The organism is Paenibacillus sp. FSL R7-0297, from assembly GCF_038009025.1.
Classification (GTDB): Bacteria; Bacillota; Bacilli; order Paenibacillales; family Paenibacillaceae; genus Paenibacillus_AQ.
The window spans coordinates 3,597,878-3,620,108 of sequence record NZ_JBBPAQ010000001.1 but is presented as its reverse complement, the minus strand read 5'-3'; the positions used below and the strand labels follow the sequence as shown (position 1 = coordinate 3,620,108).

Genomic DNA, 22,231 nt, shown 5'->3' with positions numbered 1-22,231 from the left:
TCGGCCCCTTAATTATGGAGTCATTCTCTTGAAATCTCTGGTTCTTGCAGTTTCTTAAAGTGAGATGTTTACCTCTGCCACTTGGCCTGCTCTCCATGCCGCATGGTATTGGTTAGGACTCAATCGGTTTAAACTGCCGTGAAAGCGGCGTTCGTTGTAAAATTCAATGTACTCCGTGACAGTCTCGTAGGCTTCTTCAAAGGTTTCAAAGTACATTTTGCTGTAGAGATCTCGTTCTAAAATGCTGTGGAAGGACTCAATATATGCATTCATATTCGGCGTTTTAGGCGGAATCCGTTCATGAATCAAAGGTTCATCCGGGTCCATACACATCTCTGCAAAAGCATGACTGAGAAATTGAGGACCATTGTCTGAGCGAAGAATAGGCCTAGCCCCTCCAGGCTGTATACGGGCCTTCAACGCCTGCTTAATGGTCGTGCAGATCTCCTTTGCACTGCAACTTGCACCCAAGTGGTAGCCGACAATACAGCGGTCAAACACATCAATCATGTCAAAGATAAAAAAGAAGCGGTCGTAGCCATGAATGTATCCGTACTTAATATCTATTTGCCAAAGTTGGTTGGCTCCGGTAACCACGCGGTTTTGGGCAAGCCGTCTTGGATATCTCACTTTCTTGTCAGGTTTCTTTTGGAGCAGCCCTAGCTTTTTACAAAGCCGGTAGGCCTTCTTGTGGTTCAGAATTAAGTCATGCTGGATGTAGAGGGCATGCGCTAAGTTACGGTAACCGTAGCCGTGTTCCTCGCCTGCAACGAGTTCGCTAAGCCATTCTTCGATCTGCTCGTCGCTGACCTTCTGGCCGTCTTTCGTCAACGAATACGCTGGGATCGGTCTTCCGGCTGTCCCTAAGCTTACCGTAGATTTGGTGTTCTCCTTTTGACGCTGTTTGCGGGCATAGTAGGTCGATTCCAGCACACCCACCAGCCGAAGTACCACCGATACCGCATAGCCCCGCTTAATGCTTTCATCGGCTATTTCAAGTCTGTCTTGTAAGCGGGGTTGGTCTTTTTTAGCAGTTCACGCAGGAGTTCGATCTCCAAATCCTTTTCGCCCAGCAGTTTAATCGCAGTGTCCATTTTGGTCTCTAACTCTTGGACACGTTTGGCATCTTCAATACGTTCGTTAACTGAAGGTGTCGCTTGCTCACCAAATCGTTCTTTGTAGAACTTCACCCAGTTCGTAATCGTGCTGGGAGAAACTGAATATTTACGGGCGAGGAAAGAGAGCTTCGTCCCATTAATCGCTTCCTGGGCAACTTTAATCCGTTGTTCATCGTACAACTTGTTACTTTTCATGTCCTCATCCCCTTCTCTATTAGTGTACCTTATGCATCTTTAGGACTCCAATTCGATTAGGGGGCTTAAGAGATTTGAGCGTTTTTGCGAGCAATCTGATGTACTAAATACAATTGAAGCTTAAGTCGAGCCCGAAAGTCCCGATTACTTAAGACAGTGTATGCTGCAAATTATCAACAACGCAGTCCTGAACATCATGAGAATGGCGGCAATAGAAATTGATCTTGCCGTTCTTCTGCACTGGCTCGTTGCCGAGATAGTTCTTAATCATGTCAATGTCATGCGACACCATCAGAAAGGTCATGTGGTGATGGGCATGCATATGCATGATCAGGTCGAAGAATCCGGCCTGCGTCTCGGCATCAATGCCAACGGTAGGCTCATCGAGGATCAGCAGATCCGGATGGTTGATCAGGGCGCGGGCCAGAAAAACCCGCTGCTGCTGGCCCCCGGAAAGCTGGCCAACTCTTTTCTCCGCAATATCCTGAATCCGCATCACTTCAAGCGCATCCTCACATTGGCGGTGCTGGGCTTTGGATACGCGGCGGATCAGATTCTTGTTATTGTACAAGCCTGACAATACCACTTCACGCACGGTAGCGGGGAACAGCGGATTGAAGGCATTCTTCTGCGGAACATAACCGATCCGTTCCCAGTCCTTGAACTTCCGGACCGGCTGGCCGAATAATTTGATCTCCCCGCTGGTAGCAGGCAGCAGGCCGACTATCATCTTGAGCAGAGTAGTCTTGCCGGCACCGTTCGAACCGATGATGCCGAGAAAATCACGTTCTTTCACTGTATAATTCAAATTAGAGATTACCTTCTGTTCCCCATAGGAGAAGGACAAATCCTGTATTTCGATCATATGCTGATGGCAGTCCAGGGATACCGGTTGCATGTGAAGTACCACCTTTCAACTTATACTTTCCTTATTATTGTAAAGCCAGAATGAGATTTTGCAAATTTTTCTCCATTAGCGTGAAATAGTTGTCGCCATTCTTCTCCTGGGCTTCAGTCAAACCCTCTACCGGATTCAGCACCATCGTGGACACGCCGGTTTCACTAGCGAGTGTTTTGGCCAGCTTATCGGATACCAGTTCTTCGAAGAAAATGTAGCGGATGCCCTCTTCTTTGACCAATGCCGCCAAATCGAGCAGATCCTGTCCCCTTGGTTCAGCATCCGGTGACAGCCCCATAATAGCGTGCTGTGACAAACCATAATCACGAGCCAGATAAGAGAAGGCCTGATGAGAGACAACGATCTCTTTATTCGGCAGCTTGCCCAGTTCCTCGGTAAACTTGCTGTCGAGCGCACTCAAGCGTTCAACCAGCTTCTGATACCGTTCTTCATAACCAGCGGAATGCTCAGGATCTACGGACTGCAGGCTTTCCTTAATATTCTTCGCCATCACGAGCGCCGACTTCGGACTTACCCAAGTATGCGGGTCCGTGTGTAGGCTATCGCTGTGTTCTGCACCTTCATCCTCATGACCATGATCATGGCCATCTTCCTCGTCGGTCATAATCAGATCAACCCCTTGGCTGACTTCTACAGCCTTGGCTTCACTGTCACTGTCGAGGCTTTTGAGGAAATTGGGCACCCAGCCCTCCAATCCTGCTCCGTTGTACAGAAACAGCTGTGCCTTCGAGGTATTAATAATATCCTGGCTGCGCGGCGTCCAGTCATGCGGCTCTACCCCAACCGGAAGCAGATTGATCGCATTGATATCTTCCCCGCCGATTTCACTGGCAAATTCATATATAGGATAAAAAGTAGTAATGACATTCACTTTTCCCTCGACGATACTTCCGCTGCTCTTAGGTCCGCAAGCGGCAAGCATCATTAGCAGCAGAGCGGCAACAACGAGCAAAAGCCCTTTATGCAAGCTTCTATATAACATTTCTCAATCGACCCCTTAAATCGTAAAATTTACTATGAGAATTATAATAGTAATCGTTACGATAAGTCAACTCTGATCTTCTGGCCAGACTCCCGGTAGTCAGACTAAAGCTGCTTATGCTTAAGGCCAGCACCTGATAACGTATATTCTCTATTTACACTACAACAATCCCCGCTGCATTAAGCACACGGGGATTGTTCCTATCATTCAACTATGCAGCTTGGCTTATTTCACAATGGCTCCATTCGGCATGCTGTCCGGTACAGTTGCAATCGTCAGCTGGTCGCCCTTGGAGGCTGCCAGGATCATACCCTGCGACAGCTCGCCGCGCAGCTTCACCGGCTTCAGGTTCACGATACAGATGACCTTGCGCCCCACCAGCTCTTCCGGTGTGTAGAACTTGGCAATGCCGGATACGACCTGTCGCTGCTCGTATCCAAGATCGAGCTGCAGCTTCAGCAGCTTGTCCGCCTTCTTCACTGGCTCGCAGGCGATGACCTGGGCTACACGCAGCTCCGCTTTGGCGAAATCGTCGATGCCGATTTCTTCCTTATGCTCCTCTTCCTCCGGACCCTCCGCAGCCGCATCCGGCGTCACTGCAGCCCCTGCAGGCGCAGCTTCAGCAGCTGCTTCTGCAGGCTTGCCGGCTCCCATCGCTTCGGCGATGTACGCCACCTCCTGCGCCACGTCCAGGCGCGGGAAGATCGGATCGCCCTTGGCCAGCTTGGTTCCCGCTGGAATCAGGCCGAATGATTTGCCGCTCTCCCAGGTGGTCAGCTCGCCTGGCTGAATGCCCAGCTGCTCCCAGATCTTCGCCGGAGCACCGGTCAGGAACGGCTGCAGCAGGATGGACGCGGTGCGCAGTCCCTCTACTAGATGTCTCATCACCGAAGCCAGCTCGCCGGTTCTGCTCTCATCCTTAGCCAGCACCCACGGCTGGGTCTCGTCGATATATTTGTTCGTCCGGCTGATCAGGGCGCCAATCGCGGTCAGGGCTACGGAGAATTCCATTTTCTCCATCGCTTCTTCTACTTTGACATAGGTGCTCTGCACTACCACTTCCAGTTCCCCGTCAAATGCTGTCACCTGGCCTGCATAAGCAGGAAGCTCACCGGCGAAATATTTCTCTACCATCGCCCCGGTCCGGTTCAGCAGATTGCCCAGGTCGTTGGCCAGATCATAGTTGATGCGGTCCACGAAGCTCTCCGGTGTGAAGGTTCCGTCCGAACCGAACGGAACTTCGCGCAGCAGATAATAACGCAGAGCATCCAGACCATAGCGGTCGATTAAAGTAACCGGATCAACGACATTTCCTTTGGATTTGGACATTTTACCGTCCTTCATCAGCAGCCAGCCATGCGCGAACACCTTCTTCGGCAGCGGTTCACCGAGCGCCATCAGAATAATCGGCCAGTAGATCGTGTGGAAACGGACAATCTCCTTACCCACAATGTGCACATCCGCCGGCCAGAACTTATCATACAGGCTGCGGTCTTCCGATCCATAGCCGAGAGCCGTAATGTAGTTGGTAAGTGCATCAATCCACACGTACACTACATGCTTCTCATCGCCTTTTACCTTAACGCCCCAGTCAAAGGTCGTACGGGATACGGCCAGATCCTCAAGGCCAGGCTTGATAAAGTTGTTAATCATCTCATTCTTACGCGATTCCGGCAGGATGAATTCCGGATTTTCTTCGTAGAACTGCAGCAGGCGGTCAGCATATTTGCTCATGCGGAAGAAGTAGCTTTCTTCCTTAACCAGTTCAACTGGATGTCCGCTGTCCGGACTTTTACCGCCGGTAATATTACCGTCAGCATCCCGTTCAATGTCCACCAGCTGTGTCTCGGTGTAGAAGGTCTCATCCGAAATACAGTACCAGCCTTCGTATTCCCCCTTGTAGATATCGCCCTGCTTCAGCAGGCGGTCAAAAATATCCGCCACCACTTTCTTGTGACGCTCCTCAGTGGTACGGATGAAATCATCATTGGAGATATCAAGCTTGCGCCACAGATCCTTAATGCCTACGACAATTCCGTCAACGAACTCCTGAGGGGTCTTACCGGCCTTACCAGCCTTCTCCTCGATCTTCTGCCCATGCTCATCCGTTCCAGTCAGATAGCGGACCTCATAGCCGCGCAGACGCTTGTAGCGGGCCATCGCATCACCGGCCACCGTTGAATACGCATGACCAATATGCAGCTTATCGCTTGGATAATAGATCGGTGTAGTTAAATAAAAGGTTTTGTTCTCACTCATTACGTTGTCATCCCTTCGTATACCTTCTCATATTGACGCAAAAAACTCCCGCCCCTATATGGGGCGAGAGTAAACTCACGCGATACCACCCAAAGTTCCCCGGCTCCTCACAGAGCACAGGCTTCGCCAGTCCCTTACGGAACTGTCCATTAACGCTGGAACACGCCGTTATCTTACGCAAGCCGCAACTACCGGCTTCTGCTCGAACACAGTTCCTCCCGGACCATATTCAATCTGGCATCCCATACCGGCTTTCAGCAGCCCCGGCTCTCTGTAATGGTTGTCCACATTTACTCATCCGTTCCTCGGAATATTGCTTATTATTCAAAATATACCCATCACAGAGGCTCATGTCAAGTCGTATGAACAGGCTTATCTCCTGGTGATTGCTCTTTGCGCGGTGGCACCGGGTCCAGCCCACCCGGATGAAAAGGATGGCAACGGGCGATCCGCCTTGCAGCCAGCCATGAACCCTTCAGCGGTCCATGGACCTCAATAGCTTCAAGCGCATAGGCTGAACAAGTCGGATAGAACCTGCAGGTTGCCGGCTTAAGCGGCGATATGAACCTGCGGTAGACCCGGATTGGAGCCTGGACTGTTCTTCTTAAGATAGCCATATTCAGCGGCCTTCTTTGCCGTGAGCAGCTACGGCGGACTCTTCTTCGCGGCCCTGTTCACAGTCCTTGCAGTAACCGAACACCTCAAATTTATGCTTGACCACCCGGAATTGATCCGGTGTATCTGTTAAATTCATCGGACAGAAATGAATCGGGTAAGTCTTCATACACTGAAGACAAATCATATGATGATGATGGTGGTCCTGACTGCAGCTTGCTTTGAATTTGACACCGTCTTCAAAGACAATCTGCTCCAGCACACCAAGCTCCTCCATGACACGCAGGTTGCGGTAGACCGTATCGAAGCTGAGTCCGCTGTATTTGCGGCCCATATGCTCATATACATCCTTCGCAGACAAATATCCCGTATTCTCGCCGAATAACCTGGCAAGCGTTTTGCGCTGATCGGTGATTCGCAGTCCCTGCCCCGACATGGCTTCCAGTATTTGTTCTGTCGACAGCATTCGCTCATCTCCCATAACATAGGTCGTTTGTATTGCACTCTCTTTATAATGCCCCAAAAGTACTGCCCCGTCAATGAAGTGTACCTGTCCTGCAGCCTGCCCCACATTCCTGCGGGTGCATTGCATAAAATAAATCCCCGCAAAGCAGAAGCTTATATCCCCTGATTTCACAATTAATTACTGATTCCCGAAACATATAAATTCTTAACTTTCAAAAAAAACGGCAGCCGTCCCCTCAGGAACGCTGCCGTTTGCATTTGCATTGAAGTTATATTTATTTTTTGGCCGGAAGCGGAGTAAACACAAAGTTTACAGGGAGATTGCTGCCGGAAGCTACGGAGAAGGTGATATCTACCGGACCTTCGTATTCGCCGGTACGGAATATAACTGCATTCATGTCCGAGCTGGATAAGCTGCCCTTGTTCGGCAGATTCACAATCGTTCCGTTCACCAGTAACGAACCCAGATAATTACCTCCACGCGGGTTGAAGGTGATCAGTGTGTTCGCTGCCACACGGTTCAGCACGATTTTGTACAAGACGCCGAAGTTCCCGGAATTAGAAGCCTCCGTTCCAGTCATCGGATCAATACCAATCAGATTGAGGTCATTTTTATTATCCCCCAGGATCAGCTTGGATTGCGTTGTGCCTACTACATCAGTTACGTTGATGATGCGTGTTGAATCCGGATACGTTCCGCGGTTATGCACGCCGTCGCGGTCAAGAATTGGCAGTGTCGGCAGCACAGCTACCGGATCTTTAGTCTGCTCAACCATTACCACATTATATAGAATAGGATAATCACTAATCAGATCGGCGCTGAGTGAGAGCACCTCTTTCGGTTTCATGGCAATCTTATTCAGATCCGTCATGATCGGCACACTTTGTCCCGGCTGCAGGGTGATTTGAGATTTGCTTGAACCTGTAATCATGGAATTATAGTATTTCTGAATGGAAATTCTGCCTGTATATTCCGGAGAAGTTACCGGACCGGCAATACCTGAGTATTCCGTCGTTATCGTTGCTGGATATATGCCGTTGTTCGTGGCGATCACATACAGCTTCTGTCGTGTAGTCATATTGTTCATATGATGTACCAGGAAACGTGTCTTCCCTACGGAAGTCTCACGATACAGCACACCCTCTGTATTAACTGTTTCAGGGCTGTTACTGCGGATCAGCGTATAGCTGTCAGAAGAAAGATTGTACGGCAGGTTAGGAAGCGCCGGGATTAATCCGCCGTCAAATGTAAGAACATCCCCGGGAATAGTGAACAGCTTCGCTACCTCATCCTGGGTGTACAGTTGTTCGCTTGTAATGTTAATGGTCTTCTCAAAAGTACTGCTAAGACCATGCTTATCGGTTACCGTCAACTGGATGGACGTAGGACCGGGGTTGAAATAGGCCAGGCCACGGTTGCTCCAAGTGGTCGTCAATTCTTCGTACTCGGGGTCGTAGCTGGTATCTGTCAGAATTACCGGCTCACCCATTTTGTATTCATCTTTGTCAGTCGTGAATTGAGCCACCGGCGGCTGATTTGGCTGCAGCACTTGGATCGTTACAGAGTAAGGATCACTCCACAAATTATTCGCATCACGCACAGAATAAGTTACGGTATAGAATCCCGGCTGATCGTACATATCCAGTTTATTGCCGCCCCATTGTTCTTCAGCCATCGGTGTACCATTCGGTGAAGAATACGAAGTAACATAATTCACAGTCGTTTGACCTGCATATATCTCAGTCGGTTGGACCGTAAAGGATGCTGTCGGCTTAGTGTTCAGCGTAAGAATGACACGCTTCTGCACATTGTCCACCGTATAGGGAATATTCAGCGCATACGTAATGGAGGTTAAAGGAATCATGAAAGTGCCTTTGAACTGGTAGGCTGGACCTTTCATGGTATATTTGGTCCCATTGATCGTATATACTTTGCTGTCCGTTTTGAACCGCATAATACTGGTGCCTTTAGTAACAATAACTTCCTTGGTTTTATAGTCATAGGTATAACTTACTCCGACCATTTCCACCATTGCACGGATCGATACATACGAGACGCCGTTCTTGACAGCCATCGGCTGGTTGGCAGTATACGGTGTACCGTTTCTGTACATTTTGTTGCTGTTCATCATCAGGATGAGCTGGCCGCCGCCAGTAGCGGAGGTGGTCAGGCCTGAAGTTGTAAGCGCCTGCCCTGCCGGGGTGCTGCCGGGTAGCGGAGTAGCCGTTGGAACAGCAGCGTCTGTTGAAACAGCGCCATTAACAGGAGCCTGAGTTACTGCCGGAATGGGTGTTCCTGTTGCTGCCGGCACTGCTGGAACTTCCGTTGCTGCCGGGATCGGTGTTGGCGTTGGTGTTGGCGTAACTGTACCTGCAGGCGCCTCAGTAACCAATGGAGGCAATGGATCTGTAGCCGAGGGCTCCTCCTGCGTTACATCCGTCTGGGTGGTATTCACCGCTGCGGCAACGTTGCTTGTGGTACTTTGTGTGCTGGCAGGGATTGCAAAGGCCGGAACCGCTGCTGCGGTTTGTGAAACGGCCAATACTGCCACTAAGATCATTTTTTTCAAATTCATTGTACGACTCCTTCTGCTCCCAATTGTAGTGTATAAGGCATTATCTTTCTTCACCTTATATTCCCCGCAAAAACGCAACCGCCCTCTACAGGACGGCAGAATTTTTTGCCACGTTCATTTTACAAAACATAGTATTAGACGCACCCCACTCCGAAAAGTTTCATTTAGTGTAAAGAAAGAACAAATAAAATCCATATCTCTCCATTTTCATTGGGGTAACCAAACCAAGCTAATGTGCTCTGAATGCTCTAAGTACACTTTCGCTCATGAGAAATGTGACTGCTGTCAACGGCAGAGTATAATGGAAGCAGACCTCATGTGAAAGGAGCATTTAAGCTGACGATATGAACACAACTGACGGGTTATACAAACTTACTGACGTCCGGCGCATTAATGCAGCTCCATCTGAATCTGAAATCCATAAGTCTGATCAGCATACCCTCCTTATAGCATTTCAAGGCAACGGGGAAGTTGAAGCTGATGGTTATCACTCTGAATTTGGTTCATGCGATGTAGTGCTGCTGCTCCCTGATACACCATGGCGTATGTTCGTGAAGGAGAATCCTTCTCTGAAATATTACTCTTTCACTTTTGATGCATATGCTGTGGACGGACAGGGTACACTTCAGCGCGGAGAGCTGGAGGCCGCTATTTTCCCGCCCGCACATTGGTCTGAAGTGTCAGAAAAGGCTGGCCTGATCTACTCTTGCTGGCAGGGCAGCCACTGGGACCAGATGGAATCGGCAATCCGTTTTCAGGAACTGCTGCTTCAGTTATGGAGACCAGCCCAATCAGGAACTAGGGATAACAATGCTGCAAGCGGAGCGATTAATCAATCCAAAGCCTATATCGACAGTAATTTTGCGCAGCCCTTGACCAGAGAGAAGCTTGCCGGTTTGACAGGAATGAGCGTTGCCCATTATTCCCGGCTGTTCAAGAAATATGTGGGGCGGAGTCCGATGGAGTATCTGAATTCTATCCGCATACGCCATGCGGGTGATTTGCTGCTCCGCTCTGAACTCACCCTCCGTGATACTGCGAACCGTGTGGGCTATCAGGATGAATTCTATTTCAGCCGTAAGTTCAAATCAGTCACTGGCATTTCACCATCTGTGTATATCAAAAAACAGCGCACATCCACACAAATTGCTTCTATGGCCCATCCCTACACTTCTCATTTGCTGGCGCTCGGTTTAACACCTTATGCAGCGCTGTTGAACAATTCACGCGGGTCCGGCCACGGCTTGCATAACATAATCAGCCTGGGACATGACCAGCCCGACCTAGACAGATTGGCAGATGCCCGTCCGGAGCTGATAATCAGCTTCGAGCCTTCGGATTATGCGGAACCGGACAAAGCTTTCTTGTTCCCCCACATTGCGCCAACGTGTACTGTTCCATTCGAAGGGGAGTGGCGTGAACATTTCCGGATAATTGCGAGAGCGGTGAACCGCCTGGATATCGCGCAGCAGTGGCTGGCGGCATACGAAGAGCTCGCCGAGAGACTGCGGGTCAATGTTAGAGAGAAGCTGGCAGACGAGAACGTTGCTGTAGCACAATATGAGCAGGGCCGCTTCCGTTTGTTCGGCAACCGTAACTTGGGTACCGTCCTGTATAACGATCTGCAGCTGGCCAGACCCCGGCAATTGTTGAATGTAGCGCATTCTGCTCTTCTTACTGCAGATCAGCTGTCGGAATATAGTATTGACCATCTGATTTTATTTACATCGGGTAACACCGCACAGCGTAACATGATCCATCACTCGCTTGCTTCACAGGAAGCTTGGAAGGAATTACGCGCCGTACAGCAAGGAAATGTCTACGAGCTCGGTGATTCAAGCCTCTATTCCTGCTATACTTCGCTGGCCCATGAATTATTTCTGCGTCGTTCAAGTTCATTGCTCATGAGCGATATGTCCAGACGATGAGCATTTTTATCCATGGCACCCAGGTAGGCAGCTCCTTATAATTAGGTGGTGATAATGATTATCAAACTCAATTATGAAAGGTGTGTGGCTTGTGTTTCCTAGTACTCAAAAGTTCAGTCACAAATTTAACCTGGGGGTCATCGGCCTGCTTGGAGTACTCATGCTGGGATTAATCGTTGGATGCAGCAACAGCGGAAATAAAGGAAGTTCAGCGGTTGCCGCCACTCCTTCACCAGCAGCTGCCAACTTGGCAGAGAATACAGAAACCCGGATTATCTCAACCATTAAAGGGGATATAGAAATTCCGGCTCATCCAAAAAAGGTTGCGGGCATGCTATATGTTTTTGCAGACCATCTGCTGGCACTCGGAATTGAACCGCATGCCATGGTTACATACAATGACCTGGGATTCCCCGAATACTTGGCGGACCAGATGAAGGATACTATCGCTATCGGCTCAGGAGAAGCCCCTAACTTGGAAGCACTGCTCGAGTCGGAGCCGGATCTCATTCTCGCTTCAAAGACACTTAATGAGGAAAACTATGAGCAGTTGTCCAGGATAGCACCAACGATACTTTTCGATAATGAGAACGAAGAAGATTGGACAAGATTCCGGCAAACGGCAGAGATCTTCGGCAAAGAAGCCGAGGCTCACCAGATCCATGCCGATTATGAAGCGAAGATAGCCAAGGTAAGAGACAAATTGGCTGCTGCTGCTCCTAATGAAACTGTCGCTTATATGCGGATACAGGACAAGCAGCTGCAGCTGATCCAACCGGGTGATAACTTCACGCTGTTCGGTCCTCTCGGACGAACCCCTGCTTCCACAGAGCGCATAGATTTCAAGGACTCATGGAATGTAGCCATCTCTGAAGAAGTACTCCCCGAGCTGAATCCTGACCGTATGTTCATCATTCTCCGTCCCGGTGACAGTAATCAGACGGCTCTGGATAACATTATGAACACTTCAATCTGGGCTAACCTTACAGCAGTCAAGAATAACCATGTATATATCGGAGATGCAAATCTGTGGTTTGCAGGCTATGGCCCCATTGGACTCAGCAAGGTCATTGACGAAATCTCGGGTGCCTACGTACCGGAAATGTGAGGGACAAGCTATGACCTCTCCTGACAGCCAGCTCATACAGACGATACGCGGCAGAAGAACCATACAGGAATTCAATGGCGTTCCCATTGCCCGGAACACACTTCTCGGCTTGCTGAACAACGCGGTTTGGGCACCCTTTCACTCCAAAAAAGAGCCTTGGCGCTTCATCCTGCTCGCCGGGTCCGGCCGGAAGAAATTTGCCGACGCCGTTCTGAAAACACGTCCAGAAGCCTTCATTCAACAATACGGAGCACAGATCTATGATACGTATTGCAGGCGGATTCCAGCCCACCTCCTCGTGATTATGAATAGCGCCCTTCCCCAAAAGGCTTGGGAGGAGGCCTTGGCAGCAACTGCCGCTCTGATTCAGAATGTTCAATTGCTGGCCTGGGAACAGGAAATCGGCGTGGTATGGAAGAGAACAGCCTTTAATGAAGAAGACTGATGAATTCCCCCGACAGATGAACATACTTAAGCCAGCGGTTGCTTAGCCGCTGGCTTCTTTTTTCCGCAAGCTCAAATGATATGAAGGCAGACTTACCGTGCCTCAGCTGTCCTGTATTTATCGCGGTATTCCTTAGGGGACATCCCCGTCTGTTTCTGGAATACCTTGGTGAAATAACGCCGCTCCTGATAACCCACTCCCGAGCTGATCGCAGTAATGCTTTTGTCACTGCTGGCCAGCATGAATTTGGCGGCTTCAATCCTCTGCAAAGTTACATACTCCACAAAGGTCATCGCAAAGCGGTTCTTGAAGAGCAGGCAGAAATAGCTGCTGCTAATGCCGATCCGGTTCGCTACCTCTTCAATGCCAAGGTCATAGCTCAGCCGCTCGGTAATATAATTCGCCGCCTGGCTCATCAATTGATCCGGAGTTTTTTTGGCGGAATCCTCGGGTACAGGCATCTCCTGAAACAAGGGAATACTGTTATACAGTTTATCCTTATACTGTTTGCTGCGGATTAGGGCTCCAATCTCCCGCACCTTGTTGCCAAGCTCCTCATAATGTATCGGCTTGCAGATATATTCCTTCACACCAAGGCGGATGGCCTCACGCGCATAATCAAACTCCTGATACCCGCTTAGTAGCAGAACCTCACTCTCCAGCCCCATCTCACGCAGCTTGCCGATGAATGTAAGTCCGTCCATCACCGGCATACGGATGTCACAGAGCACCAGATCGGGCGTCGCCTCTTCAGCGATACGCAGAGCTTCCATTCCGCTGCGGGCCATCCCCGTAACCTCCATCCCCATGTCATGCCAAGGCAGCACTTTGTTGAGATTGTTCAGGATAGGCGCCTCATCGTCAACCAATAATACCTTTAGCATAATGATCTTCCCCCTGCCCGTATTTAGGTATGACGCACTGGATAATTGTCCCCTCACCAGGACTCGCACAGATGAAAATCCCATATCTGTCGCCGTACTCTATGCGGATGCGGTCTGCTACACTGCGAACGCCAAGCCCCCTCCGTTCCAGGTGAATTCCGTGTTCCGGTTTACCTTCAGGCTTCTGCTCCGCCGGATCGTTAACCATATACTGAAACATGGACAGCTGGGACGGAGTCATGCCGATCCCGTTATCCTGAATCCGCAGAATCAGATTCCCCCGTTCTTCCCAGACCCTGACACTTACCAGTCCTTTGTAGCTGATCCCTTCAAAGCCATGCTGAATGCTGTTCTCGACCAGCGGCTGCAGTGTAAGCTTCAGAACCCCGCAGCCCAGCAGTTCCTCCGGAACCTCAAGCTGGTAATCGAACAAGTCCTCGAACCGGAATTTTTGAATATCCAGATAGTTGCGCAGATGCTTAACCTCTTCTTCCAGCGTGATTTCATCTCTGTCCTGGATACTGATCCGCAGAATACTGGCCAGCCTGTAGACCATCTCACTGACTTTGCGCCCTTCATTCTGCACAGCCAGCACATTGATGGATTCCAGCGTATTGAACAGAAAATGCGGTTTGATCTGCGCCTGCAGCACGCGCATTTCCGCCTGATTTTTGCGCCGCTGCTCTTCATTGACCCTGTTGAATAATGAATTGATTTTGTCCATAAGATCATTGAAGCCTCTGGCAAGCAGCGTCATTTCGTCACTGCCCTTCTCCTCGACCCGGGTTGTCAGGTCTCCATCCTCCACCCGCCGCATGAAGCGGACGATCACAGCAATCCCCCCTGTAATCCGGTTCATGAAGAACAGATTGAAGATCACTGCACCGAGCAGGCACAGGAATATAACCACCACAAACCAACGGGCAAACACAGTTACTTCATGGGACAACGAGCCCCAGGAGGTCACAGAAACCAGGCTCCAGGGATAGTCCTTCAGGTGGTAGACTGACAGAATGCTCTTTTCGCCGTCAAATTGGGTTTTGTAGCTCTGGAAGCCCGGGTTAAAGGTAATATCCTTCGTAGTAAAGTCGCGGAAATCCTGTCCGTCCAGCTGCCTGTCGGGGTCAAGCAGGATCATCCCGTCATCGTTGACCAGCATAAAAGATACCTTCTGGCTGCTGTCCCCGATCTTGAGATTGCGGAATATCGATTCGAACTCCCAGTTCTTGATCTGGACTACCAGAATACCGATGTTCTGAAAAAAGCTTAGCTCCTTGATCAGCCGGATCTGGGTAAACACAGCCTCCGTTCCCGTCAGTTCGGGATACTCATGCGGAGCCAGCCATTTCGGAACCCCGTTTAGCTTCATAACCTCCTGGTAGAGATCACTTCCTTTGAACTTATCGTAAGGGAGTGTGCGGAAATTTTCTTTGGTGAATACCGATACGATCTCCGAGCTGCCTTTTCCATTAAAATTATACAGAAACGCATAGCTGATCGACGGATGATTATAGAGCAGACTACGGAAATTGCGTTGGCTGGCATTCAGGCTGAGCTGCTCGGCGTCGGTCAAATCCTGTTTGGAGGGATCATCCGCACTGAGCGCCATGTGAAACACCGAGGTGGCAATTCCGTTATCTGTCACGTTGTCCATATCTTTAAATACATTCGAAATGCTGTAACTGATCGCCTTAAGTGAATATTCAGATTGCTGGCTGTACTTCTTCTCTATCGAATTATAGGTGACGAAGAACATAATCATGCCAAGAATGAATAAGGGAATGATAATCAGGCCCAGAAATGCCGTAAATAATTTGTAGCGCAAATTCATCGGCCCATGCTCCTGACATGAATAGGGTTATCCTTTTACACTGCCTGCCGTTACGCCTTCAATAATCTTCTCCTGCAAAATAGCATAAATGATGATAACCGGGACCACGCTGTAGACAATACCCGCCGACATTTGCGCGTAGTTCATCTGATATTGATCACGGAATTGAACCATGCCCACCGGAAGGGTGCGCAGCTCGTCATTAGAGAGGAAATAGTTAGCCAGCAGGAACTCGTTCCAATTTCCCAGGAAATTAACAATGAAGACCGTAACCATGGCGGGAACTGTCAAAGGTACAATAATTCTAGCAAAGATACCTGGAGCCTTCAAGCCATCCATGACCGCCGCCTCTTCAATTTCACTGGGAAGTGAGCGCATGAATGCAGCCAGGATAATAATCGTGAATGGAATTGCATTGGCGATATAAGGAATAATCAGTGCCCAGTGTGTATTGAGAATATGAAGCTTGCGGACAATCGTGTAGATAGGCAGCATCAGTGCATTGTTCGGAATAAGCATGCCGATCAGGACCAGCGAAAAAAGAATCTTGTTCCATTTCCCCTGGCGCATCCGCGTAACCGCGAAGGCAAACATAGAAGCCAGCAGAATGGATACCACCGATGACAGGATCGAAATATATAAGCTGTTAAAAAAGTATGTGCTGATCTTAGCGTTCACCCATGCTTCAACGTAGTTCGAGAATTCGAATGTCTTCGGAATCCCGAACGGATTCAGGGCGATCGCATTGTTATCCTTCTTCACCGAGGAGAACAGGACAAAGAGAAACGGAAAGAGTACAACGATCAGGTATCCCAGCAGAGCAACATGAGGTAAGCTTTTCTTCAGGCGCGGCATCAGTATTCAATCCTTTCATTACGACGGGCAAACAGCAGCTGATAGAGAGCTGTAACCACGAGCGTGAACATAAAGATCAGAACTGCAATCGTATTGCCGTACCCATACTTGAAATTAGTGATCGCATATTTAATCATATATGTGGCCATAACCTCAGTTGAACCTGCCGGGCCGCCTTTGGTCATAACAATGACGATATCTGCGGCCTTCATCGCTCCGGCAATAGAGAGCATGATTACTACCGAGATAATGGGAACGATCAGCGGCAAAGTGATGCGTGTAGCACGCTGGAAGCCCGTAGCACCGTCGATGGCCGCAGCCTCATCCAGTTCACCGGGGATGGAGAGAATAGCCGCCAGCACCATTACAATGTAGAATCCGGTCCATTGCCAGGCATTCGTAATCAGAATCGACAGCATGGCGAAGCGTTCATCCGACAGCCAGTAGACAGGCTCAATGCCGGCAAGACCAAGCACTTTGTTGAACAAGCCGATATTCGGCTCATAAATGAAGCCCCACAGAATACCGATAACTGCAGTAGACATAATGGATGGCATGAATACTGCTGTCTTGTAAAGGCCCTTCAGCTTCTTCACATTAGCAATTAATAAGGAGAAGAAGACAATCAGCGGCACCTGAATGCATACGGAGAACAGAATGAACCAGCCGTTATTTTTAACAGAAACCCAGAAGCGTTCATCTCCCAGGGCTTTTTTGAAGTTGTCCAGTCCGGCGTATTTCACTGTATCGGATACACCGTTCCAACTGGTGAAGCTATAGTAGAGTGAACTGAAAATGGGGTAAATGAAGAACATAATAAACAGAACCAGTGCCGGTATAACGAACAGAATGAACACCAGAGGATTTCTTAGTGCCTTATTCATGACTACCTCCAAGTTGCTTAGACATCTCTCACTTTAAAATAACCCCACAAAGTGGGGCTTTGGCTTCGAAGCTTACTCAGGTACTTTGCGGGGACCCCGAAACATATAAAGTCTTGTCTTTTAAAAATGTACCCTGGAGCAAGCACCAGGGTACATTCAATTTACCGCCTCTTATTCTACTGCTGCGTTCGCTTCTTCCTGAATCTTCTGCAGTGCATCTCCCATCTTCTCAGGAGTGGTCTGTCCGCCAATCAAGCTTTGAATCTGGATATTACTGATCTCGGTAGTCACATCTGCCTGCACCAGAGAGTCAAATGCCGGGAAGGAGGACTGTGAGCTGTTGAGTACTGCTACAATCTCACTCATCAGATCATCGGTAATATTCTCATTTAGTACCGCCTGATCAATCTTCATAGCCGGCAGTACTCCATCTTCCACCAGACCGCGCAGCTGCATTTCTTCATTGAACATATTCTTAATGAATGATTTGACTGCAGCGAGTTGACGTTCATCTTCACCTGCAGATGCCGAGAAGCCATAGCCGTTGTTCACATCACGCATGAGTGCCGTCTGATCGCCCACTCCGCCGTCTACCGCCGGAATATTGAAGAATCCGACTTTACCAATCAGACCTTCACCGGATTGTCCGGCTTTGAATACAGAGGACTTCCATGTGCCGTCATACATCAGGATTGCTTCGCCGCTGGTGAACTGGGTTGTATATTCAGCATACTCGAAGCCGAGTTCGCCTTTTTTGAAGTAGCCTTTGTCTACCCATTCCTTGTATTTCGCAAAGCCTTTGACTACATTCGGATCATTCCATTTAGCTTCACCCGTAGCGAACTTCGCTGTAACATCCGGTCCGGCATAACGTGACCAGAGATGGTTGGCAAGCATTAGCGGTACCCAGCCAGCCTTGGAAGCCCCGGCAAGCGGCACTTTGCCGTCAGCCTTGATATCAGCCAGCTGCTGTTCCAGCTCAGCGAAGGTGGCCGGAGCCTTCCAGCCCTTGCTGTCATAGTATTCTTTATTGTAGAAGAACCCTTCACCTGAACCGCCGATTGGCAGACCGTAGATTTTACCTTCGTAAGTAAATGGATCCAGATTGGAGAATTTGTCTTTAATGCCTAGTTCATCGAGGATCGGGGTCAGATCGAGAAGCTTACCTTCTTTGGCATAGATCTTGGAATCCGGACTGCCGAACAGGTCGAAGATCTCCGGAGGATTCCCGGCCGCCATTTCCCCGCGCAGCTTCTCTTTACGGTTCACATCCGAATCGACTCCATCCAGCTTGAAGGTCAATCCCGGTACTTCTTCCTGCACCTTGCCGACTACATCCTCCAGGATCGCCAGGCGTTTCTGTTTATCTGCACCTACCTGAGTATGACGGACCGTCATTTCAAAAGGTTCAGCGCTAACCGGTTCTTCGGTTTCGACAGCATTGGTTGCAGCAGGCTCATTCGTTGCAGCCGGTTCTTCCGTTGCAGCAGCATTGTTATTGTTGCCTCCACAACCTGCCAGCAGCGCTGAGGTAACGAACATCAGGGACAACAGCATAGTTAAGCTTTTTCTCATTACGGGTGACCCTCCCTATTTAATGGTTTCCCTTACAACTCTTATTATAGAAAACCCTGATTGTAATCGTAAGGTTAAGATTCATCTACAATAGGGATAAAATACTCTAATGTAAGCGAATTCAGTTGTGTTTAGTGACATCATTAAGTTATATTTCATCACACAAAAGCTTCAAAAAAGAAATTCCAATACTTTCACGTCAGAATACCTATACATATAAATTACAATTATCAATTTCACACGTTGCTATGTATGTTGAACTCACTACACCGTACATCAAAAAAGCGAAACTCCTCAAATTGGAAGCTCCGCTTTCGTTATATCGTGTATGAATTTATACCAAAGCAGACTGTTTACGGCCCTCTTCAATCAGCCGGTATGCACGCTGCACTTCTTCTTCGTCCGGTGACTCCACCCCTTCAAGCTCGTAGGGACGGCCAAGCTCTTTCCATTTATAAATTCCCATTACGTGATAAGGCAGAATTTCAAACTTCTCTACTCCATTAAGCGTACCAATGAATCGGCCGAGATTCCGCAAATCCTCTTCCTTATTATGAATGCCGGGAACGTATACGTGGCGAATCCACATTTTACGGTTATTATCTGACAACCAGCGGGCAAGCTTTAAGGTACGGTCGTTGGATTTGCCAGTCAGCTTAATATGAGCTTCATCATCGATGTGCTTCAGATCCAGCAACACAAGATCGGTAACATCCAGCAAGTCGCTGATTTTCGAACCATCATTATAGCCGTTAGTATCAAGCGTAGTATGCAAATTCCAGCGTTTCTTCACTTCGGTGAATAGCTGTTTGACGAAATGTGCCTGCAGTGTGGGTTCACCGCCGGATACGGTAAGCCCGCCGCCGGAAGTTTTATAATAATTCAGGTAAGGTTCAATTTCCGCAAGCACTTCTTCAACGGTCATTTCCTTGCCTTCATTCAGTCCCCAGGTATCCGGGTTGTGGCAATACTGACACTTAAGTAGGCAGCCCTGCATAAAAAGCACGAAGCGGATACCGGGGCCATCCACCGTCCCAAATGTTTCTAAGGAGTGGATATGTCCTTTAAGCATGAGATGTCATCCTTTCGAAAAAAATCTTAAAATTTTAATTACTTTTAAACAAGAGTGTACCGCCCTCTTGCAAGGGCGGCAGCTCTTTGATTTATTTCAATTCTTGATCTGCAAGAACAATTCTTACATGGAATCGTGGAACGTACGGTTGATAACATCCAACTGTTGTTCGCGGGTCAGCTTGATGAAGTTAACAGCATAGCCGGATACACGAATGGTCAATTGCGGGTAGTTCTCAGGGTGATCCATTGCATCAATCAGCTGCTCACGGTTAAATACGTTAACGTTCAAGTGCTGAGCGTTGTTGTGGAAGTATCCGTCCATCATGAATACCAGGTTGGACTTACGGGATTCTTCGTCTTTACCCAGAGCCTTAGGAACGATCGAGAATGTGTTGGAGATACCATCCTGTGCATCGGAGTAAGGCAGTTTAGCAACAGAGTTCAGGGAAGCAAGTGCACCCTTCTTGTCGCGTCCGTGCATTGGGTTAGCACCAGGTGCGAATGGTTCGCCTTTTTTACGTCCATCAGGAGTAGTACCAGTCTTCTTGCCATATACCACGTTCGAAGTGATTGTCAATACCGATTGAGTCGGCACAGCATCACGGTAAGTTTTGTTTTTGCGGATCATCGACATGAAGGTTTCAACCAGTTCAACTGCGATATTGTCAACAGCATCATCGTTGTTGCCGTAGCAAGGGAATTCGCCTTCTGTTTCGAAGTCGATTGCAATACCTTGTTCGTTGCGGATCGGTTTAACCTTGGCATATTTAATTGCGCTCAGGGAGTCAGCAGCAACGGACAAGCCAGCAATACCGCAAGCCATTGTACGCAGAATGTCGCGGTCATGCAGCGCCATTTCAATACGTTCATAGGAATATTTGTCATGCATATAGTGGATGATATTCAGGGTATTGACATAAGTCTTAGCCAGCCATTCCATCATCGGTTTGAAGCGTTTCATTACTTCGTTGTAATCAAGATATTCGGAAGTAATAGCAGGATATTCAGGACCTACCTGGGCACCGGACTTCTCGTCTACACCACCATTGATCGCATACAGCAAGGCTTTTGCAAGGTTGGCGCGGGCGCCGAAGAACTGCATTTGTTTACCGATACGCATTGGGGATACACAGCAAGCAATCGCGTAGTCTTCACCCCAGTATGGACGCATTACATCATCGTTCTCATATTGGATAGCACTGGTTTCAATGGAAACCTTGGCACAATATTTTTTGAAGCCTTCAGGCAGCTTTTCAGACCACAGTACAGTCAGGTTTGGTTCTGGTGCAGGACCCAGATTGTACAGGGTATGCAGGAAGCGGAAGCTGTTCTTGGTTACGCGAGTTGTTCCGTCTTCAGCCATACCACCGATGGATTCAGTTACCCAAGTAGGGTCGCCAGAGAACAGATCGTTATAGTCAGGCGTACGCAGGAATTTCACGATACGCAGCTTCATTACGAAATGGTCAACGATTTCTTGCGCTTGTTCTTCAGTAAGAGTACCTTCTTCAAAATCGCGTTGTACATAGATATCAAGGAAAGAGGATACGCGTCCCAAGGACATTGCGGCACCGTTTTGCTCTTTAACTGCTGCAAGATAACCGAAGTATACCCATTGAGTAGCTTCTTTGAAGTTATTAGCAGGTTTGGAAATATCAAGACCATGAGCAGCAGCCATTTGCTTCAATTCGCCCAGAGCGCGCATTTGCTCGGACAGCTCTTCACGCAGACGAATTACATCTTCAGTCATGGAATCCACTTCAAGCTCGGTTAGTTGTTGCTTCTTGTCTTTAATCAGGAAATCGATACCGTACAGGGCAATACGGCGATAGTCGCCGATAATGCGTCCGCGGCCGTATGCATCAGGAAGACCTGTGATTACGCCGGATTTACGCACAGCTCTCATATCTGGTGTATATGCATCAAAAACGCCTTGGTTATGCGTTTTGCGGATGTTCGTGAACATGTCAACGATATTTTGCGGAAGTTCGAAGCCGTAAGCCTTAGTAGCATCGATCATCATTTTGATACCGCCGAACGGTTGAATGGAACGTCTGAAAGGGGCGTCAGTCTGAACGCCGACAATTTGTTCCTTGTCCTTGTCAATATAACCTGGGTTATGGGAAGTGATGGTGGAGACAGTATCGAGGGAAACATCCCATACGCCGCCTCTTTCTCTTTCTTCCTTACTCAGTTGGGAGATAATCTTCCACAATTCAGTAGTATTGCTGGTAGGACCTACAAGGAATTCTTCGTTTCCTTCATAAGGATTGATGTTCTTGGCAATAAAGTTATTAACGTCAACTTTCTTGGCCCATGTACCTTTAGTAAAACTTCTCCAACTCGACTTAACCTCTTGTACTTCTTTTTCAATCACCGACATGCTAAATCCCTCCATTTATATTTAGTATATTTGTAGAGATCGCGGGCTTGAAGGTTAATCCCGTGTCTCGTGATCCCATAGCTACTCGGTTGTTATAAAATTCACAATCGCGACTTCATAACTGGGATCGTTGTT

Annotated in this window: 18 protein-coding genes; 3 read left to right on the top strand and 15 right to left on the bottom strand. The window is 48.6% G+C overall.

Annotation, left to right across the window (positions count from 1 at the left end; genetic code table 11):
• Positions 1-54 precede the first annotated feature (54 nt).
• The 8 genes from MKZ24_RS15725 to MKZ24_RS15690 all read right to left on the bottom strand — a co-directional run bounded on the left by MKZ24_RS15725 (position 55) and on the right by MKZ24_RS15690 (position 9,129).
• Complete coding sequence (locus MKZ24_RS15725; protein WP_052416376.1) at positions 55-954, bottom strand: IS3 family transposase; 900 nt, start codon at positions 952-954, stop codon at positions 55-57.
• A 35-nt stretch (positions 955-989) separates the two neighbouring features.
• The gene (locus MKZ24_RS15720) at positions 990-1,313 is read right to left on the bottom strand and encodes a transposase (protein ID WP_042236251.1); all 324 of its coding nucleotides are present in this window, start codon (positions 1,311-1,313) and stop codon (positions 990-992) included.
• 148 nt (positions 1,314-1,461) lie between these two features.
• Positions 1,462-2,211, bottom strand: coding sequence for a metal ABC transporter ATP-binding protein (locus tag MKZ24_RS15715; protein ID WP_042215981.1), 750 nt, complete (start codon positions 2,209-2,211; stop codon positions 1,462-1,464).
• Between the two features lie 34 nt (positions 2,212-2,245).
• Positions 2,246-3,214 carry a metal ABC transporter solute-binding protein, Zn/Mn family gene (locus MKZ24_RS15710; RefSeq protein ID WP_042237889.1) on the bottom strand — a complete coding sequence of 323 codons (969 nt, stop codon included), beginning with the start codon at positions 3,212-3,214 and terminating at the stop codon, positions 2,246-2,248.
• Between the two features lie 225 nt (positions 3,215-3,439).
• Complete coding sequence (gene metG, locus MKZ24_RS15705; RefSeq protein ID WP_042237891.1) at positions 3,440-5,473, bottom strand: methionine--tRNA ligase; 2,034 nt, start codon at positions 5,471-5,473, stop codon at positions 3,440-3,442.
• A 353-nt stretch (positions 5,474-5,826) separates the two neighbouring features.
• Positions 5,827-6,090: a membrane protein insertion efficiency factor YidD gene (gene yidD / locus MKZ24_RS15700; RefSeq protein WP_042237893.1), complete on the bottom strand. Its 264-nt coding sequence runs from the start codon at positions 6,088-6,090 to the stop codon at positions 5,827-5,829.
• Between the two features lie 2 nt (positions 6,091-6,092).
• Positions 6,093-6,554, bottom strand: a complete 462-nt coding sequence (locus MKZ24_RS15695) for a Fur family transcriptional regulator (protein ID WP_039295454.1) — start codon at positions 6,552-6,554, stop codon at positions 6,093-6,095.
• Positions 6,555-6,828: 274 nt separating this feature from the next.
• Positions 6,829-9,129, bottom strand: coding sequence for a copper amine oxidase N-terminal domain-containing protein (locus tag MKZ24_RS15690; protein ID WP_340784401.1), 2,301 nt, complete (start codon positions 9,127-9,129; stop codon positions 6,829-6,831).
• A 551-nt stretch (positions 9,130-9,680) separates the two neighbouring features.
• On the opposite strand from MKZ24_RS15690, the gene MKZ24_RS15685 reads away from it, so the two are divergent.
• The 3 genes from MKZ24_RS15685 (at position 9,681) to MKZ24_RS15675 (ending at position 12,610) form a co-directional block, all read left to right on the top strand.
• Positions 9,681-11,057 (top strand): helix-turn-helix domain-containing protein, encoded by a 1,377-nt coding sequence (locus MKZ24_RS15685; protein WP_340784399.1) that lies wholly within the window; start codon positions 9,681-9,683, stop codon positions 11,055-11,057.
• A 91-nt stretch (positions 11,058-11,148) separates the two neighbouring features.
• Positions 11,149-12,165: an iron-siderophore ABC transporter substrate-binding protein gene (locus MKZ24_RS15680; RefSeq protein ID WP_340784396.1), complete on the top strand. Its 1,017-nt coding sequence runs from the start codon at positions 11,149-11,151 to the stop codon at positions 12,163-12,165.
• Positions 12,166-12,175: 10 nt separating this feature from the next.
• On the top strand, positions 12,176-12,610 hold the full coding sequence (locus tag MKZ24_RS15675; RefSeq protein ID WP_052416604.1) for a nitroreductase family protein: 435 nt from the start codon (positions 12,176-12,178) through the stop codon (positions 12,608-12,610).
• Between the two features lie 92 nt (positions 12,611-12,702).
• Here the strand turns inward: MKZ24_RS15675 and MKZ24_RS15670 are convergent, their stop codons facing one another.
• The 7 genes from MKZ24_RS15670 to pflB all read right to left on the bottom strand — a co-directional run bounded on the left by MKZ24_RS15670 (position 12,703) and on the right by pflB (position 22,096).
• Positions 12,703-13,494, bottom strand: a complete 792-nt coding sequence (locus MKZ24_RS15670; RefSeq protein WP_340784393.1) for a response regulator transcription factor — start codon at positions 13,492-13,494, stop codon at positions 12,703-12,705.
• Complete coding sequence (locus MKZ24_RS15665; protein ID WP_340784391.1) at positions 13,472-15,325, bottom strand: cache domain-containing sensor histidine kinase; 1,854 nt, start codon at positions 15,323-15,325, stop codon at positions 13,472-13,474. Before MKZ24_RS15665 ends, MKZ24_RS15670 begins: the two co-directional genes overlap by 23 nt.
• Positions 15,326-15,352: 27 nt before the next feature.
• On the bottom strand, positions 15,353-16,180 hold the full coding sequence (locus tag MKZ24_RS15660) for a carbohydrate ABC transporter permease (RefSeq protein WP_042237906.1): 828 nt from the start codon (positions 16,178-16,180) through the stop codon (positions 15,353-15,355).
• A complete protein-coding gene (locus MKZ24_RS15655; protein ID WP_042237909.1) occupies positions 16,180-17,064 on the bottom strand; it encodes a carbohydrate ABC transporter permease in 885 nt (294 codons plus the stop codon). Before MKZ24_RS15655 ends, MKZ24_RS15660 begins: the two co-directional genes overlap by 1 nt.
• Before the next feature lie 171 nt (positions 17,065-17,235).
• Positions 17,236-18,639, bottom strand: a complete 1,404-nt coding sequence (locus MKZ24_RS15650; RefSeq protein WP_340784386.1) for an ABC transporter substrate-binding protein — start codon at positions 18,637-18,639, stop codon at positions 17,236-17,238.
• A gap of 334 nt (positions 18,640-18,973) precedes the next feature.
• Entirely contained in the window at positions 18,974-19,711 is a 738-nt protein-coding gene (pflA, locus tag MKZ24_RS15645) for a pyruvate formate-lyase-activating protein (RefSeq protein WP_042237913.1), read from the bottom strand.
• A 123-nt stretch (positions 19,712-19,834) separates the two neighbouring features.
• Positions 19,835-22,096 (bottom strand): formate C-acetyltransferase, encoded by a 2,262-nt coding sequence (gene pflB / locus MKZ24_RS15640; RefSeq protein WP_042237916.1) that lies wholly within the window; start codon positions 22,094-22,096, stop codon positions 19,835-19,837.
• Positions 22,097-22,231 lie beyond the last annotated feature (135 nt).